This is a genomic window from Luteibacter sp. W1I16, assembly GCF_050434905.1.
In the GTDB taxonomy this organism is placed as follows: domain Bacteria; phylum Pseudomonadota; class Gammaproteobacteria; order Xanthomonadales; family Rhodanobacteraceae; genus Luteibacter.
This window is the reverse complement of the sequence record NZ_JBNDJJ010000001.1, coordinates 126887-142510: the sequence shown is the minus strand read 5'-3', so window position 1 is coordinate 142510 and position 15624 is coordinate 126887. Positions and strand designations below refer to the sequence as shown.

The following is a 15624-nucleotide window of genomic DNA, read 5'->3' as shown; positions in this document are numbered from 1 at the left end:
ACCTTCGATAGCGAGGGCTCGATTCTCCCTCATGTGCTCCGGAATTGGGATCTCGGCAGGCCGGGAGGCTCGTGCCGGTACCTGGCGAGCTTGTTGTAGATCGTCTTGGCGCTGATCCCCAACCGTCGTGCCGCCGCCGTGCGGTCGCCCCCGCACGCGGCGAGCGCGCGCAGGATCGCCTCCTTTTCGATGTCGGCGAGGGTCCCTTCGGGGACCGGGGCGGAGGGCGCGGTCCATTCCATCGGCCGCTGCAGGACGAGGAGATCGCCACCTTGCAGATACGCTCGCTGGACCAACTGGCGCAGTTCGCGAACGTTGCCGGACCAGGCATAGCCTTGCAATGCCTCGAAGGCGCGCCCCGAAAAACGCCGCGCGGTGCCGTACTCCGCGTTCAGTTCGTCGAGGATGCCGTGGGCGATGACCTCGACGTCTTCCGGGCGTTCGCGCAGGCCGGGCATCCTGAGTTCGTAGCCCGCCACCCGGAAGTACAAATCGGCACGCAGGCGGCCTTCGGCCACGGCCTCGCGCGGAACCCGGTTGGTCGCCGCCACCAGGCGCACGTCGACCTTGCGAGGCGAGCGGCTGCCCAGCGGGGTGATCTCCCCGCACTCGAGGAAGCGAAGCAGCGCCGCCTGCACGCCGTGCGGGGCTTCCGTGATCTCGTCGAGGAACAGCGTGCCGCCGTCGGCTTGGGCGACGAGCCCGGCATGGTTCTCCACCGCGCCGGTGAAGCTGCCGCGCTGGTGTCCGAACAGCTGGCTCGACAGCAGGTCCGGCGCGAGGGTGGCGCAGTTGATCGCGACGAAGCGACCCGTGCGACCGCTGCGGTCGTGGACCAGGCGGGCCGCCAGTTCCTTTCCCGTTCCGCTTTCGCCGTGCAGGAGCAGCGGAAACCGGCTCGGCGCGACGGCGTGCAGTTCCCGCACCGCGGCGCACATGGCCGGGGAGTCCCCGAGCAGGCGGCCGCGCGCATCGGTGGTGGCAGCGATCGTGCGGGCCATCGGTGCCTGTGCGAGGAGTTCGCGAAACGCGGAGAAGCGGAAGGGCTTGGTCAGCACGCCCAATGTGCCGGGCACGCTTTTCCCCGCCCACGTGGCCAGCGCGGCGTTTCCGCTCATGACGATTTTGCGTGTGCCGGCGAGGCGGGGCTCCGACAGCAATTCCAGTCCGCAACCGTCGGGAAGCCCTATATCCACCAGCGCGCAGTCGAAGCGGTGCGTTCCGGCGGCTTCGACGGCCTCACCCAGTGTCATCACCGGGTGGGCCTCGAAACCTACCTCACGCGCGAATTCGCTGGCCCGTTCCGCGAACGGGCGGTCGTCGTCGAGGATGAGCAGGCTTCCTGCGGGCATGGCTACCATGGCATTCGTCGGGAGGGTGAAAAGGGTCGCAAGAAAGACAACGTGGGGCCTTCACCGTGATGAACCGGTCAAGGTTCCGTGCGTACCGTTCCGGCATACGTGATTTAGGTTCGTGTGGCTGTCTTCACGGTCACCGCGCGCGTTAGAGCGGCAGGCGGCGACCATCATCGCGATCCGTCACTGGGAGCGATGCATGACACGCCACGAAGTCGAGGCGCGGCGCGGCGCGGCGCCGGAGCGCGCAAAGTTGCCGCGATGGTTGGGTAGCGGCGTGGTCACCGGCGCGGCGGACGACGATCCTTCAGCGATCGGCACTTATGCCAGCGCGGGCGCCCGCTATGGACTGGGCGCGTTATGGATCGCGCCCGTGCTGCTGCCGATGATGTACGTGGTGATGTATGTCTCGGCGAAGCTGGGCAGGGTCTACGGCAAGGGCTTGTTCGCCGCCATGCTCGACCGTTTCCCGCGCGGCGTCGTATATCCGATGGCTGTGCTGGCGTTCGTGGGCAACGTCATCGAGGCGGCCGCGAACCTGGGCGGTGTCGGCGCGGCCGTCAACCTGCTGCTGCCCCTGCCGGGATGGCTCATCGTCGTGGCCGTTGCCGTTGCCGTGACCGGATTGCAAGTGCTGGGCTCGTACATGTTGCTGCGGCGGATCTTCCGCTGGCTGACCCTGGCATTGTTCGCTTATGTCGGCGCGGCGATCATGGCCAAACCGGACATCGTCGAGGTGTTGCGCGGCACCTTCGTCCCCACCGTTCGCCTCGACGCCGGTTTCGTCGCCATGCTCGTGGCCTGCATCGGCACGTCGCTGTCCGCTTACGTGTACACGTGGCAGTCGAACCAGGAAGTGGAGGAGCGCATCGCCCGGGGCGACAGCCAGCCGTGGCGGCACCGCGATGCATCGGCGGCGTCCGTGGCGCTCGTGCGCCGTGACGTCATCGCCGGCGTGGCGTTCTCCAACATCGTCCTGTACTTCATCATCATGTCCACAGGCGCCACCTTGCACGCCTCGGGACAGCACGATATCGACAGCGCGGCACAGGCGGCCCGGGCGCTGGAGCCGATCGCGGGCGAGGGCGCGCGCTGGCTGTTCGCGCTGGGCGTGATCGGCGTCGGTTTCCTGGCCGTGCCGGTCATGACCACGGGCGCGGCGTACGACCTGGTCCAGGTCCTTCGCAAACCCGGCAGCCTGCACGACGCACCGCGTCAGGCACCGCTGTTCTACGCCACGATCCTCGTGGTGACCGTGGTGGCCGTCGCCCTGAACCTGCTTGGTTTCAACCCGATGCGTGCCCTGGTCTGGTCGGGGATCGTCCAGGGCTTCTCGGTTCCTCCACTCCTTTTCCTGATCATGGTGATGACGGGAGACAAGCGAATGATGGGCGAGCGCGCCAATGGATGGCTAACCCGCACGCTCGGATGGACCACGACGGCGGTCACGGGGATCGCCACCGTGGTGCTTGTCGTGTTGTGGGCGAGCGGCCGCGGCTGACGCCGTGCTGCCCTCGCGCCGCGTTGAAGATCACCATCAACCTGAAGGAGAAACGATGTCTGGTATGTCCTCCGAGACGATGCGCGCCGCCGTGCTGGCGGCGCCGGGAGAGATCAGGATGGAGCGCGTGCCCCTTCCGCGCCCGCTTGCCTCGCAAGTGCGCATCCGGTTGCAGGGCAGTGGCCTGTGCGCATCGAACGTGCCGGCGTTCGAAGGCAGGGAATGGTTTTCCTATCCCTTGCCCGCCGGCGATCTCGGCCACGAGGGGTGGGGCATCGTCGACGCGGTCGGCGACGAGGTGACCGGCATCGCGCCGGGGCAGCGCGTGGCGGCGCTTTCGTATCGTGCCTATGCAGAGTACGACGTGGCCGAGGCGGCGCATGTCGTGCCGCTGCCGCCAGCTCTCGACGGCCAGCCCTTCCCGGGGGAAGCCCTCGGGTGCGCGATGAACATTTTCCGCCGGGCCGACGTGCGGGCAGGGCAGACCGTGGCCGTCGTCGGGGTAGGCTTCCTCGGCGCCGCGCTCATCCAGCTCTGCGCGAAGGCCGGGGCGCGCGTCATCGCCGTGGCACGCTCCGAGGTGGCCCTGGATCTCGCCCGTCGCTGTGGGGCGCAACAGGTCCTGCCCATGCTCGACCATGCCACGCTGATCGAGCAGGTGAGCGGCCTGACCGGCGGCGCGTTCTGCGAGCGCTCGATCGAATGCACGGGAAAGCCGTGGCCGTTGGATCTCGCTGGCGAATTCACCGGCGTGCGAGGGCGGCTCGTCATCGCGGGTTTCCATCAGGACGGCTTGCGCCAGGTCAATGTCCAGTTGTGGAACTGGCGCGGCATCGACGTCGTCAATGCGCACGAGCGCGATCCGGCGGTCGCCACGGAAGGCATGCACCTTGCGGTGGAGGCCGTACTCGACGGCCGGCTCGATCTCTCCCTGCTGGTGACGCACCGGTTTCCACTGGACGAAGCCGGGGCCGCCCTGGCTGCCGTGCGCGAGCGCCCCGATGGCTTCACCAAGGCGGTTCTGTTGATGGGAGATGCCGCATGAGCCGCAGGCTGAGGTTGGGATTCGCGGGCGTTGGCTGGATCGGGCGGCATCGTATGCAGGCCTTGCTCGACGCGGGTGTGGCCGACGCCGTGGGAATCGCAGACGTCGACGAAGCCTGTGTGGCGGAAGCGAGCACCCTGGCGCCAGGAGCGACCGTCTGCGCCAGCTTCGAGGAACTGCTCGTGCTCGATCTCGACGGCGTCGTCATCGCGACGCCCAGCGCGGGCCATGCGGGCCAGGCCATCGCCGCACTGGAGCGCGGCCTTCCCGTGTTCTGCCAGAAACCGCTGGGGCGCAACGGCGACGAAGTGGCAGGCGTGGTCGAGGCGGCGCGATCGGCAGACCGCCGGCTGGGCGTGGACCTCAGCTACCGCCACCTGGCAGGCATCGCGGAGGTCCGCGAAGCGATCCAACGCGGCGACCTCGGACGGATCTATGCCGTCGAGGCGGTCTTCCACAACGCCTATGGTCCAGGCAAACCGTGGTTCTACGAGCGCTCGCAATCCGGCGGCGGCTGCGTCATCGACCTCGGTATCCACCTCGTGGACCTGGCCCTGTGGCTGTTGGGGCATCCCACCGTGCGCGGCGTCGACAGCCGCTGTTTCGTCAGGGGCGTGCCGTTGCGCGAGACCCCGGAGGCGGTGGAGGACTATGCGACGGCACGGCTGGATCTCGAAGGCGATATCGCCGTCGACGTCGCCTGCTCCTGGAACCTGCCCATCGGAATGGATGCCGAAATCGGGCTTCGCGTCTTCGGTACCGGTGGTGGCATCGGCCTGCGCAACGTGGAAGGCTCGTTCTACGACTTCATGCTGGAGCGCTTCGACGGCCGGCAGCGAACGGTGCTTTCCGCGCCGCCGGACGCGTGGGGCGGCCGGGCGGCGGTGGCATGGGCACGCTCCCTCCTGGATTCACCGGGCTACGACGCGGACGCGGATGGCTTGGTGGAACTGGCGCGAGTGCTCGATCGCTTCTACGCCTAGCCGCGGCTGCCGCCGCGCCGGCCAGTGCCGGCGCGGCGGCAGCCGGTTTACGCGTTCGCGGCCGCGCCGAACCCGGGCCGCTGGCGAACACGCCGCGTGCGCACGGGAACGAGTTCACGGCGGAACGCCTCGATGGTGCGCGCGAGGCCTTCCTCGGCGGGAATGCGCGGCAACCAGCCGAGCAACTCCTGCGCCCGCGAGATATCCGGGCGCCGCCGCTTCGGATCGTTCTCCGGAAGATCCTTGTAGACGATGGTGGAGTCGCTTCCGGTAAGCCGGATGATCAGCTCCGCGATTTCCTTCACGGTGCGTTCCACCGGGTTACCCAGGTTCATCGGGCCGCAATGGTCGCAGTCCATGTAGCGGACGATGCCTTCCACCAGGTCCGTCACGTATTGCAGGCTGCGTGTCTGCGAACCATCCCCGAACACCGTGAGCGGCTCGCCCGCGAGTGCCTGGCGGATGAAGTTGGTGACGATGCGCCCATCGTGCGCATCCATGCGCGGCCCGTAGGTGTTGAAGATGCGGATGATCCGCACGGGCAGGCCATGGTGCCGGTGGAAGGCCATGGTCGCCGCTTCCGCGTAACGCTTGCCCTCGTCGTACATGCTGCGCGGGCCGTTCGGATTCACGTTGCCCCAGTCGTCCTCGTGCTGCGGGTGGTGCAGCGGGTCGCCGTACACCTCGCTCGTGCTGGCCAGGAGGAACTTCGCGCCGTGCGCCTGCGCCAGCCGGAGCAGATGGTGGGTCCCGAAGCTGTTCGCTTCCAGCGTCTCGATCGGCCACTGCTGGTACTTCGGCGGCGAGGCCGGGCTGGCCAGGTGCATCACCCAGTCCACCGGCGCGTCCACCTCGAAGGCCCGCGCGATGTCGTGCTCGAGCAGGCGGAAGCGGGGATGGTTCGCGAGATGCTCCAGGTTGGACCTGCGTCCCGTGATCAGGTCGTCCACGCCGGTGACGCGGTGGCCGTCCGCGATGAAACGGTCGACCAGGTGGCTGCCGACGAAACCCGCCGCTCCCGCGACGACGATGTGCAGCGATGAGGAAGGCGGCGGAAACGCCCCTTCCAATGGTGTTGCCTTTGCCATGACTGTGTCCTCATCTGGCGTGGAACGTGGTGACGGGGGAGACGAACGCTTCCGAGGATGGAAGTGCTTTCGTACCGGAGGAGTGAAATACGGATGGCCGTCCAAACACGATCCTGAGCACGGCACGCGCGTTAAGGAATGTCATCGTCGCGACGTGTGGAATTCACTCCTCCTGTCCGCTGCGGCGTCGAAGCTGGATCTTCCAGCGAAGGAGCATGCAATGAGCAAGACCATCCTCATCACCGGCGGCGCCGGCTTCATTGGATCGTGGCTCGCGGACCAGCTCCTGGCCGACGGCCATCACGTCCGTGCGCTCGACCTCCTGACACCCCAGGTGCACGGCGCGGAGGGAGTGCGTCCGCCTTATCTTTACGACGACGTGGAGCTCGTGCACGGCGACGTGCGCGATCCTGAAGCCGTGCGCAAGGCGCTCCAGGGGGTCGATGGTGTCTACCACCTCGCTGCTTCGGTCGGTGTGGGGCAGAGCATGTACGAGATCGCGGGGTACACCTCGATCAACAACCTCGGTACGGCCGTGTTGCTGGAGGCCCTGGTCGAGCGGCCGGTGGAACGGCTGGTGGTGGCTTCGAGCATGAGCATCTACGGCGAAGGCATGTACGCCGATGGCGAGGGCAACCGCGTGCCCGGCACGCGCCGCGGCCGGGAGCAGTTGCGCCGCGGGGAATGGGAACTGCGCGATGAACGCGGCGCCGAACTCGTGCCGGTGGCGACGGCGGAAGACAAGCAGCCCGACCTGTCCTCCGTGTATGCGCTGTCGAAGTACGACCAGGAGCGGCTGTGCCTGATGATCGGCGAAGCGTATGGCATACCGACGACGGCGATGCGCTTCTTCAACGTCTACGGTCCGCGCCAGGCGCTATCGAACCCTTATACGGGCGTGCTCGCGATCTTCGCCGCGCGCCTGCTCAACGGCAATCCGCCCAGCATTTTCGAGGATGGCCGGCAGCGCCGCGATTTCGTCAGCGTGCACGACGTGGCGCGGGCCTGCCGCCTCGCCTATGACACCCCCGCCGCCGCGGGTGCCGTGATCAACGTAGGCAGCGGTCACTCCTTTACGATCGTGGAACTCGCGCGCCGCCTCGGTGAGGCTGCCGGCCGCCGCATCGAGCCCGAAATCAACGGCAAGTACCGCGTCGGCGACATTCGCCATTGCGTCGCCGACATCTCGTTGGCCGAACGGCTCATCGGATATCGCCCGGAGGTCGACATCGACCGGGGGCTGGAAGAACTGGTGGGCTGGCTCGACACGGCATCCGCCGTCGACCGGGTGGTGGAAGCGAGCGCGGAACTGCACCGCCGGGGGCTGACGCTATGAGGTCGGCGACGGATAGGCATGCCGGCCCGGCGGCCGTGGCGGTACGTGGCGAAGCGCCCGCGATGGGCTTGCTGGAATGGTTCTGGATGGGCGACCGCGAACTCGCCGAGGCGTCCATCGACGAACTGCGTGAACTCGGCGTGCGGAACCTTCGTTTTGGCGTGTCGTGGGCCGATTTCCTACGCGAGGGAGGACCGGAGTGGTACGACTGGCTCATCCCCACGCTCGCGAAGCACTTCGAGCTGCTGCCTTGCTTCCTGTATACGCCTCCGTCGCTGGGAGAGACGCCCAGCACCGCGTCGCCGCCGCGCAACCTCAAGGATTACGCCGACTTCCTCGACGTGTGCATCACCCGCTACGGAGAGCACTTCGAGTACGTGGAACTATGGAACGAGGCGAACAACCTCATCGAATGGAATTACGGACTCGATCGCGGCTGGACGAAGTTCTGCGAGATGGTGGGCAACGCGGCGTCGTGGGCGCGGCGGCGCGGCAAGAAGACCGTGCTAGGCGGTATGTCCCCGATCGATCCGAACTGGCTGGAGACGATGTTCGACAATGGCCTCATGTCTTACATAGACGTCGTCGGCGTGCATGGATTTCCCGGCAGCTACGACATGCCCGGGGAGTCCTGGGCCATGCGCATCCAGCGCGTCGCCGACGTGCTGCACGCGCACGATCATCCAGCGGAACTCTGGCTGACGGAGACCGGTTATTCCACCTGGCGGCACGATGAATTCGAACAGGTGCGCGTGGTAGCGGAGGCCGGCCGGCTGCCCGTGTCGCGCGTCTACCTGCTGTCGTTACGCAACCTCGCGGCGGAGCGGCCTTCGCAAGCCGGCTTCCATAACGACGAGCGCGACTATCACTTCGGCATCAAGCTCGCCGATGGCCGGCCGAAGCTGCTCTACCGGCTGTGGGCGACGCACGGCCTGCACGGCGTGCGCGACGCGGCGACCTGGCCCACGCCGTTGCGCCGCGACGTGCCGGTGTCGGTCGTGACCGGAGGAGCGGGCTTCATCGGCTCGAACATCGCGACGCGGCTCGCCGCCGAAGGACGGCGCGTGCGTATCGTCGACAGCCTGGCGCGCCCGGGCGTGGAGGACAACCTCACGTGGTTGCGCGAGCGTCATGGCGACCTGATCGAGTTTTCGCCGTGCGACATGCGCGACCGGCATCACCTTGCCGAGGTGATGGAGGGTGCGAAGGAGATCTTCCATCTCGCCGGCCAGGTGGCCGTCACCTCCAGCCTCGACGATCCGGTCACCGACTTCGACATCAACCTCGGCGGGGCGATTAACGTGCTGGAGGCGGCGCGCCGCCAGCGGAACGTGCCGCCGGTGATCTTCGCCTCGACGAACAAGGTGTACGGCGGCCTGGAAGATATCGCGCTGGAAGTGGTGGACCGGCGTTACCAGCCCGTGGACCCCACCTGGCTCCGGCACGGGGTGAGCGAATCACGCCCGCTCGACTTCCATAGCCCCTATGGCTGTTCGAAGGGCGGCGCCGATCAGTACATCGCCGATTATGCCCGCTGCATGGGGGTGCCCTCGGTCGTGTTCCGCATGAGCTGCATCTACGGCCCCCGGCAGTTCGGCACGGAAGACCAGGGGTGGGTCGCCCACTTCCTCATCCGTGCTCTGGAAGGCAAGCCGATCACGCTCTACGGCGATGGCATGCAGGTGCGCGACATCCTGTTCGTCGACGACGTGGTCGAGGCTTACCTGCTGGCGGCGCGGCGCATGGACGAACTGGCCGGCCGTGCCTTCAACCTCGGCGGTGGCCCATCGAACACGATCAGCCTGCTCCAGTTGCTGGACTGGATCGACGACCTCACCGGGCGCCGGCCCGTGGTCGAATGGTCCGACTGGCGCCCGGGCGACCAGCGCTACTACGTGTCCGACACACGCCGGTTCACCGAGGCCACCGCATGGCATGCCACGGTCGGCGCGCGCGAGGGCGTGGAACGGCTTTACCGCTGGCTGCGTGCGTACCGCGGCATGGACGAAGCACTTCCGCAGAACGCGGGCGAGTGGTCATGGCTGTCCGCCGCGTCATGATGAGCACCGACGCGGTCGGCGGCGTCTGGACCTTCGCGCTCGAACTGGCCGAAGGCCTCGGCCGCCACGGTATCGAGGTGTTGCTCGCCGTGCTGGGACCGGCGCCGGATGGAGGCCGTTTGCGCGCGGCGACGCGCATTCCGGGGCTGCAGATCGCCCACCGCGACTATCCGCTCGAATGGATGCGCGAAGCGAATGACGAAAACCAGGACGCCGCGGGCCGTTGGCTGCTGGATCTCGCGCACGGCTTCGGGCCGGACGTGATCCACCTCAACCATTTTTGCCACGGCGCGCTCGAATGGCCGGCACCCTGCGTGGTCGTCGCCCACTCCTGCGTGGCCACGTGGTACGAGTACGTACGGCGCACGCCACCGGGCCCCGAGTGGGATGACTATCGCCGTCGCGTCGCCACGGGACTGGCCGGTGCCACGCTGGTCGTCGCCCCGACACAGAGCATGCTCGACGACCTGCAACGGATCTACGGTGGCCTGGGTAAGACCAGCGTCGTGTACAACGGCCGCCGTCCCGAGGCATTCCCGGCTGCCCGCAAGCAACCGTTCGCGTTATGCGCCGCGCGGGCGTGGGACGAGGCGAAGAACGTGGCCGCGCTGGACGCCGCCGCGCCACATGTGCGCTGGCCGATCCGGGTGGCGGGCGACGTCCGCCACCCGGAAGGAGGCAACGCCCGTTTCGAGCATGTGGAATTGTTGGGCGCGCTGGGCGAGAGCAGGATGGCGAACCAGTTCGCGCACGCGGCCATCTACGTCCTTCCGGCACGCTACGAACCGTTCGGGTTGTCGGTACTCGAGGCCGCCTTCGCCGGCTGCGCCCTCGTGCTCGGCAACATCCCGTCGTTGCGAGAACTCTGGCACGACACGGCGTATTACGTTCCGCCGGACGATCCGGAAGCGATCGCGCACGCCATCAACACCCTGGCCAGCGATCGGCGTGCCCTGCACGCGCGTGGCGCCCGTGCCCGCCGGCACGCCAGCCGCTACACGTCGGAGCGGATGCTCGCGCGCTGGCGCTACACCTACCGGCAACTGGCCAAGCAGGAGCAGAAACCATGCACGTCGTGATGTTCTATCACTCGCTGTTGTCTGACTGGAACCACGGCAACGCGCATTTCCTGCGCGGCGTGGCCAGCGAACTTCTGGCGCGCGGCATCCATGTCACCGTCTACGAGCCGAAAGGGGCGTGGAGCATGGAGCAACTGTTGGCGGAGCAGGGAAGCGAGCCCATCGAAGCCTTCCACCGGGCCTACCCGGACCTCGGCAGCCGCGTCTACGACCCCGACACGCTCGATCTGGACGACGCGCTGGACGATGCCGACCTCGTCCTCGTCCACGAGTGGAATACCCATGAACTGGTCGCACGTATCGGCAGGCACCGGCGCGACCACCCGCACTACCGGTTGCTTTTCCACGATACGCACCATCGTGCCGTCAGCGACGCGAGGGCGATGTCGCAGTACGACCTCGCTCACTTTGACGGCGTGCTCGCTTTCGGCGGCGTCATCCGCGACATGTACGTGCGCCGCGGCTGGGCGTCGCAGGCGTGGACATGGCACGAGGCGGCCGACGTCCGCGTCTTTCATCCCATCGACGGAGTGCGCCGCGACCGCGACCTCGTCTGGATCGGCAACTGGGGCGATGGCGAGCGCACCCGGGAGCTGCGCGAATTCCTGCTCGATCCCGCCCGCGACCTTCGCCTGACCGGCACGGTGCATGGCGTCCGCTATCCTGGAGAAGCACTGGCCGCGTTGGAGCGGACCCGTCTCGATTACCGGGGCTGGCTGCCGAATTTCGCCGCGCCCGCGGCGTTCGCCTCACACCGATTCACCGTGCACGTGCCGCGCGGTCCTTACGTGCGCACGTTGCCGGGCATTCCCACCATCCGCCCGTTCGAGGCCATGGCCTGCGGTATTCCGTTGATCAGCGCGCCATGGGACGACACCGAGGGCCTGTTCACCCCCGGCGCGGACTTCCTCGTCGCACGCGATGGCGAGGAGATGCGCCGGCATATGCGCGATCTCCGCGAGGACGCCGCCATGGCGGCGGAACTGGCCGCCCACGGGCTGGCTACCATCCGCGACAGGCACACCTGCGCCCATCGCGTCGACGAGTTGCTGGGTATCCACGCTTCGCTCGTTGATGCCCCCATCGAGAGGAACTACGCATGAAGTTTGCCTTCTTCGGATCGAGCCTGGTCTCGGCCTACTGGAACGGAGCGGCCACGTATTACCGTGGCTTGATCCGGCACCTGCACCAGCTCGGTCACCAGGTGACGTTCTACGAACCGGACGCGTACGGGCGCCAGGCGCACAGGGACATGGACGATCCCGATTGGGCCCGCGTGGTCGTGTATCCCGCGACGACGGATGCGACCCACGCCATGCTGGACGAAGCCTCCGGCGCGGACGTCATCGTCAAGACCAGTGGCGTGGGCGTGCTCGACCGCACGCTGGAGGAGGGCGTGCTGAGCCTGAAGCGGCCGGAAAACATCGTCATCTTTTGGGATGTCGACGCGCCGGCGACCCTGGACAGCGTGCATTCCGATCCGCTCAATCCGTTCCGCCGGCTCATCCCGCGTTTCGACCTCATCTGCACCTATGGCGGCGGAGCACCCGTGGTGGACGCGTACAGGGCGTTGGGCGCGCGGCACTGCGAACCGGTGTACAACGCGCTGGACCCGCACACCCATCACCCCGTGCCACGACAGGAGGCGTTCGCCGGTGACCTGGGCTTCCTCGGCAATCGCCTGCCGGATCGCGAGGCGCGGGTCGAACACTTCTTCCTGGCCGCGGCCGAGGCGCTGCCGGGCAAGCGCTTCCTGCTCGGAGGCAGTGGATGGGGCGACAAGCAGATGCCTGCGAACGTGTCGTACGTGGGTCACGTCTACACGCGCGATCACAACGCGTTCAACGTGTCGCCACGAGCGGTGCTGAACATCAGCCGCGATTCGATGGCCCGCTACGGTTTCTCCCCGGCGACGCGCGTGTTCGAGGCGGCGGGCGCGGGCGCCTGCCTGATCACGGACGCATGGGAAGGCATCGAACTGTTCCTTGAGCCGGGCAAGGAAGTCCTCGTGGCGAGCGGGGGCGACGAGGTCGCCGCGCACCTGGAAGGGCTGACGGAAGAACGGGCGCGCGCCATCGGTGCTGCCGCGTTGGGGCGCGTGCTGGCGGAACACACCTATGCGCACCGCGCACGTCAGCTCGAGGCGCTGCTCACCGGCCGCATGCCGCAGCCCGCGCCGCTCGCGGCGACAGCATGAGGGCCGCCGGCATGGATATCGTCTTCCTCGGACTGTCGATCACCTCTTCATGGGGTAACGGTCACGCCACGACGTATCGTGGCCTGCTGCGCGAGCTGGCCCGGCAGGGCCACCGGGTCACTTTCCTCGAACGCGACGTGCCCTGGTACGCGCTGCATCGGGATCTTCCGGAGCCCCCGTACGGCCGTACGCATCTCTACGATTCGCTCGACGACCTGCGCATGCGCTTCAGCGCGACGGTGCGCGACGCGGACGCGGTCGTCGTCGGTTCGTACGTTCCCGATGGCCGCGAACTCGGCGACTGGGTCATGGCCACGGCCAGGGGCACCACCGCGTTCTACGACATCGATACGCCGGTGACCCTGGCGAAACTGGATGCGGGTGACCATGCCTATCTCGCCCCTGGGCAGATCGCCGGCTACGACTTGTACCTGTCGTTCACGGGCGGTCCAACGCTCGACCGGCTTCGGGACACCTATGGCGCCCGCTGCGCCCGCGCGTTCCATTGTGCGTTCGATCCGGCGTCGTATTACCCGGAAGACGTCGCCGCAAGGTGGGACCTGGGCTACCTGGGCACGTACAGTGACGATCGCCAGCCACGCGTCGAGTCGTTGCTCAACGAACCGGCGCGGCGATGGCCCGAGGGCCGTTTCGCCGTGGCCGGTCCCATGTATCCCGCCGCCATCGACTGGCCGCCGAACGTGATGCGCAACGACCACGTGCCGCCTGCCGGGCATCGCGCGTTCTACAACGCGCAGCGCTTCACGCTCAACGTGACGCGTGACGACATGATCCGCGCGGGGTGGTCGCCCAGCGTGCGCCTCTTCGAGGCGGCGGCTTGCGCCACGCCGATCGTGTCCGATGTATGGGACGGCATCGAATCGCTGTTCGAGCCGGGCAGGGAGATCATCCTCGCCCGTGGCACGGACGAAGTCCTCGACGTGCTCCAGCACATGCCGGACGCCGAACGCGTCGCCATCGGGCGTCGCGCCCGCGAGCGCGTCATGGCCGAGCACACCGCGGCGCACCGTGCGCGTGCCTTGCCGGTGTTGCTGGAGGAAGCGGCGAACCTGCCCGCACCGCCTGTCGAAGCGACCGCCTAGGAGGAGGCCACATGAGCACGCTGCGCACCTTGCAATCCCACCCGGCGCGGGCGTCGGCCGCGTCGGAGGACATCCACGACCTGGGTCCATGGTTCCACAACCTGCATCTGCCGGACGGACGGCAGACGGCGCCGGACCATCCGCTCGGCGATTACCCCGCGTACAAGTGGGACATGCTCGCGCCGCATCTTGCCGAAGATCTGTCCGGGCGCAGCGTGCTCGACATCGGCTGCAACGCGGGCTACTTCGCGATCGAACTGGCGCGGCGCGGCGCCCGCGTGACCGCGATCGATCACGACCCGCATTACCTTCGCCAGGCAGCCTGGGCCGCACGGCAGTTCGACCTCGGCGATCGGCTGGAACTGGCCGAGGGCGACGTCTACGGGCTGGCGGGCCATGCGCGCCGGTACGACATCGTGCTGTTCCTCGGGGTGTTCTATCACCTGCGCTATCCCTTGCTCGGGCTGGACCTGGCCGCGTCGCTGTCGACGAACCTGCTGCTCTTCCAGAGCCTCGCCATGGGCGGCGACGGGGACGATCCCGATACCTCGGATCCCGGCTACCTCGGCCGCGACCGTCTACGCGAGGACGCTTGGCCCAAGCTGTCCTTCATCGAACATGAACTCGCCGGCGATCCCACCAACTGGTGGGTACCGAATCCGTCCGCGATGCGCGCCATGGTTCGCTCAGCCGGATACGAGGTGAGTGCCATGGCGGACGACATTCACGTCTGCCGGCGCACTTCCGCGGCCGATGCCGCCGAGGCGCGGCTCGACGCGTTGGTGCGCCGGCTTCGTTCCTACCCTGTCTGATCCAGCCCGGGTCATGCGGTACCCACATGACCCGGGTGGTGCTCCCGCCGTTACCGGTCGGCGTCCTGCCCCAAGGTACCGAGGTCGGCGCCGGTGACCGGGTCGCGCGTCGGATCCGACTTGCCGCGAATGGCGAACGCATCGACGGCCGTGCGTTCTTCCGCCGTCAGTTCCACGTCGGCATGGCCATCGCCACCGTCCACCGGCAGGCTGTCCTCGGTCGGCGTGATGACTTCGCTGAAGGCCTTGCCTTCGCACCACGGGCCGGTACGGTCGCCTTCGCCGCGTGACGTGTTGACGTAGGTGTCGCTGAAGCGCGGGTCTCCCGGCAGCTTGCCCGGCGGAAAGCTCTTGTCCATGGAATAAAGGGCCTTCTCGAACGACTTCTGGTGCGAGATCTCACGAGTCATCAGGAAAGTGAGGGCATCGCGCACGCCGGGGTCGTCGGTGAGGTTGATGAGCCGTTCGTAGACGATCTTGGCGCGTGCCTCGGCGGCGATATTGGAACGCAGGTCGGCCGTGGGCTCCCCGATCGAGTCGATATAGGCGGCGGTCCATGGCACGCCGGCGGAATTCACCAGGGCGGGACCTCCGCCGTAGAGGACCTGCGTCACATGGCTGTCGTTGCCGGCGCCTTGCAACGCACGGTACATCTCGGCCTGCTGGTCGACGGTTTCCGCGAGCAGGCCCTTGGCGCCGCGGTTGAGCATGGCCACGATCGAACCGATGACCTCGAGGTGACTCAGTTCTTCCGTGGCGATGTCGAGCAGCATGTCCTTGCGGCCCGGATCTTCCTCGGCAAGCGCCTGGGTGAAATAACGCATGGCCGCGGCGAGTTCCCCCTGCGGCCCGCCGAACTGTTCGAGCATGAGGTTGGCCAGTCCGGGGTTGGACTCGCTGACGCGCACGGTGTACTGGAGACGCTTGTTGTGGTTGAACATGCTGGCTTCGCTCCTGGCTGGCGGAGCCACCATCTTTTCCAAAGCAAGGTGCAGTACGAGGTCAACACGCGTGAGGGCGATTGCACGCTGCTGAACCGGCCTTCTCTTCCGTCATGGCGACGTC

At 67.5% G+C, this 15624-nt stretch carries 13 protein-coding genes; 10 read left to right on the top strand and 3 right to left on the bottom strand.

Annotated elements, in window-relative coordinates; translation table 11 throughout:
- Positions 1-29: 29 nt before the first annotated feature.
- Positions 30-1352, bottom strand: a complete 1323-nt coding sequence (locus tag QFZ41_RS00630) for a sigma-54-dependent transcriptional regulator (RefSeq protein WP_429196925.1) — start codon at positions 1350-1352, stop codon at positions 30-32.
- A 202-nt stretch (positions 1353-1554) separates the two neighbouring features.
- Between QFZ41_RS00630 and QFZ41_RS00625 the strand changes: the two genes are divergently transcribed.
- Genes QFZ41_RS00625 through QFZ41_RS00615 form a run of 3 tightly spaced genes read left to right on the top strand, consistent with a single transcriptional unit; the run spans position 1555 to position 4884 of the window.
- Positions 1555-2856, top strand: a complete 1302-nt coding sequence (locus QFZ41_RS00625; RefSeq protein ID WP_429196923.1) for an NRAMP family divalent metal transporter — start codon at positions 1555-1557, stop codon at positions 2854-2856.
- Between the two features lie 55 nt (positions 2857-2911).
- A complete protein-coding gene (locus QFZ41_RS00620; RefSeq protein ID WP_429196921.1) occupies positions 2912-3901 on the top strand; it encodes an MDR/zinc-dependent alcohol dehydrogenase-like family protein in 990 nt (329 codons plus the stop codon).
- A complete protein-coding gene (locus QFZ41_RS00615; protein WP_429196919.1) occupies positions 3898-4884 on the top strand; it encodes a Gfo/Idh/MocA family protein in 987 nt (328 codons plus the stop codon). Before QFZ41_RS00620 ends, QFZ41_RS00615 begins: the two co-directional genes overlap by 4 nt.
- A 47-nt stretch (positions 4885-4931) precedes the next feature.
- Here QFZ41_RS00615 and QFZ41_RS00610 read toward each other — a convergent pair whose 3' ends face one another.
- Positions 4932-5972, bottom strand: a complete 1041-nt coding sequence (locus QFZ41_RS00610; protein ID WP_429196917.1) for a UDP-glucuronic acid decarboxylase family protein — start codon at positions 5970-5972, stop codon at positions 4932-4934.
- Between the two features lie 220 nt (positions 5973-6192).
- Between QFZ41_RS00610 and QFZ41_RS00605 the strand changes: the two genes are divergently transcribed.
- Genes QFZ41_RS00605 through QFZ41_RS00575 form a run of 7 tightly spaced genes read left to right on the top strand, consistent with a single transcriptional unit; the run spans position 6193 to position 14559 of the window.
- Positions 6193-7308, top strand: a complete 1116-nt coding sequence (locus QFZ41_RS00605; RefSeq protein ID WP_429196915.1) for an NAD-dependent epimerase/dehydratase family protein — start codon at positions 6193-6195, stop codon at positions 7306-7308.
- Positions 7305-9368 carry an SDR family NAD(P)-dependent oxidoreductase gene (locus QFZ41_RS00600; RefSeq protein ID WP_429196913.1) on the top strand — a complete coding sequence of 688 codons (2064 nt, stop codon included), beginning with the start codon at positions 7305-7307 and terminating at the stop codon, positions 9366-9368. The genes QFZ41_RS00605 and QFZ41_RS00600 overlap by 4 nt, the downstream gene beginning before the upstream one ends.
- A complete protein-coding gene (locus QFZ41_RS00595) occupies positions 9347-10447 on the top strand; it encodes a glycosyltransferase family 4 protein (RefSeq protein WP_429196911.1) in 1101 nt (366 codons plus the stop codon). The genes QFZ41_RS00600 and QFZ41_RS00595 overlap by 22 nt, the downstream gene beginning before the upstream one ends.
- The gene (locus tag QFZ41_RS00590; protein WP_429196909.1) at positions 10435-11550 is read left to right on the top strand and encodes a CgeB family protein; all 1116 of its coding nucleotides are present in this window, start codon (positions 10435-10437) and stop codon (positions 11548-11550) included. Before QFZ41_RS00595 ends, QFZ41_RS00590 begins: the two co-directional genes overlap by 13 nt.
- A complete protein-coding gene (locus QFZ41_RS00585) occupies positions 11547-12644 on the top strand; it encodes a CgeB family protein (RefSeq protein ID WP_429196907.1) in 1098 nt (365 codons plus the stop codon). Before QFZ41_RS00590 ends, QFZ41_RS00585 begins: the two co-directional genes overlap by 4 nt.
- Before the next feature lie 11 nt (positions 12645-12655).
- Entirely contained in the window at positions 12656-13747 is a 1092-nt protein-coding gene (locus QFZ41_RS00580; protein WP_429196905.1) for a CgeB family protein, read from the top strand.
- An 11-nt stretch (positions 13748-13758) separates the two neighbouring features.
- Entirely contained in the window at positions 13759-14559 is an 801-nt protein-coding gene (locus QFZ41_RS00575; RefSeq protein WP_429196903.1) for a DUF1698 domain-containing protein, read from the top strand.
- A gap of 50 nt (positions 14560-14609) precedes the next feature.
- Here QFZ41_RS00575 and QFZ41_RS00570 read toward each other — a convergent pair whose 3' ends face one another.
- On the bottom strand, positions 14610-15500 hold the full coding sequence (locus QFZ41_RS00570; RefSeq protein ID WP_429196901.1) for a manganese catalase family protein: 891 nt from the start codon (positions 15498-15500) through the stop codon (positions 14610-14612).
- Positions 15501-15624 lie beyond the last annotated feature (124 nt).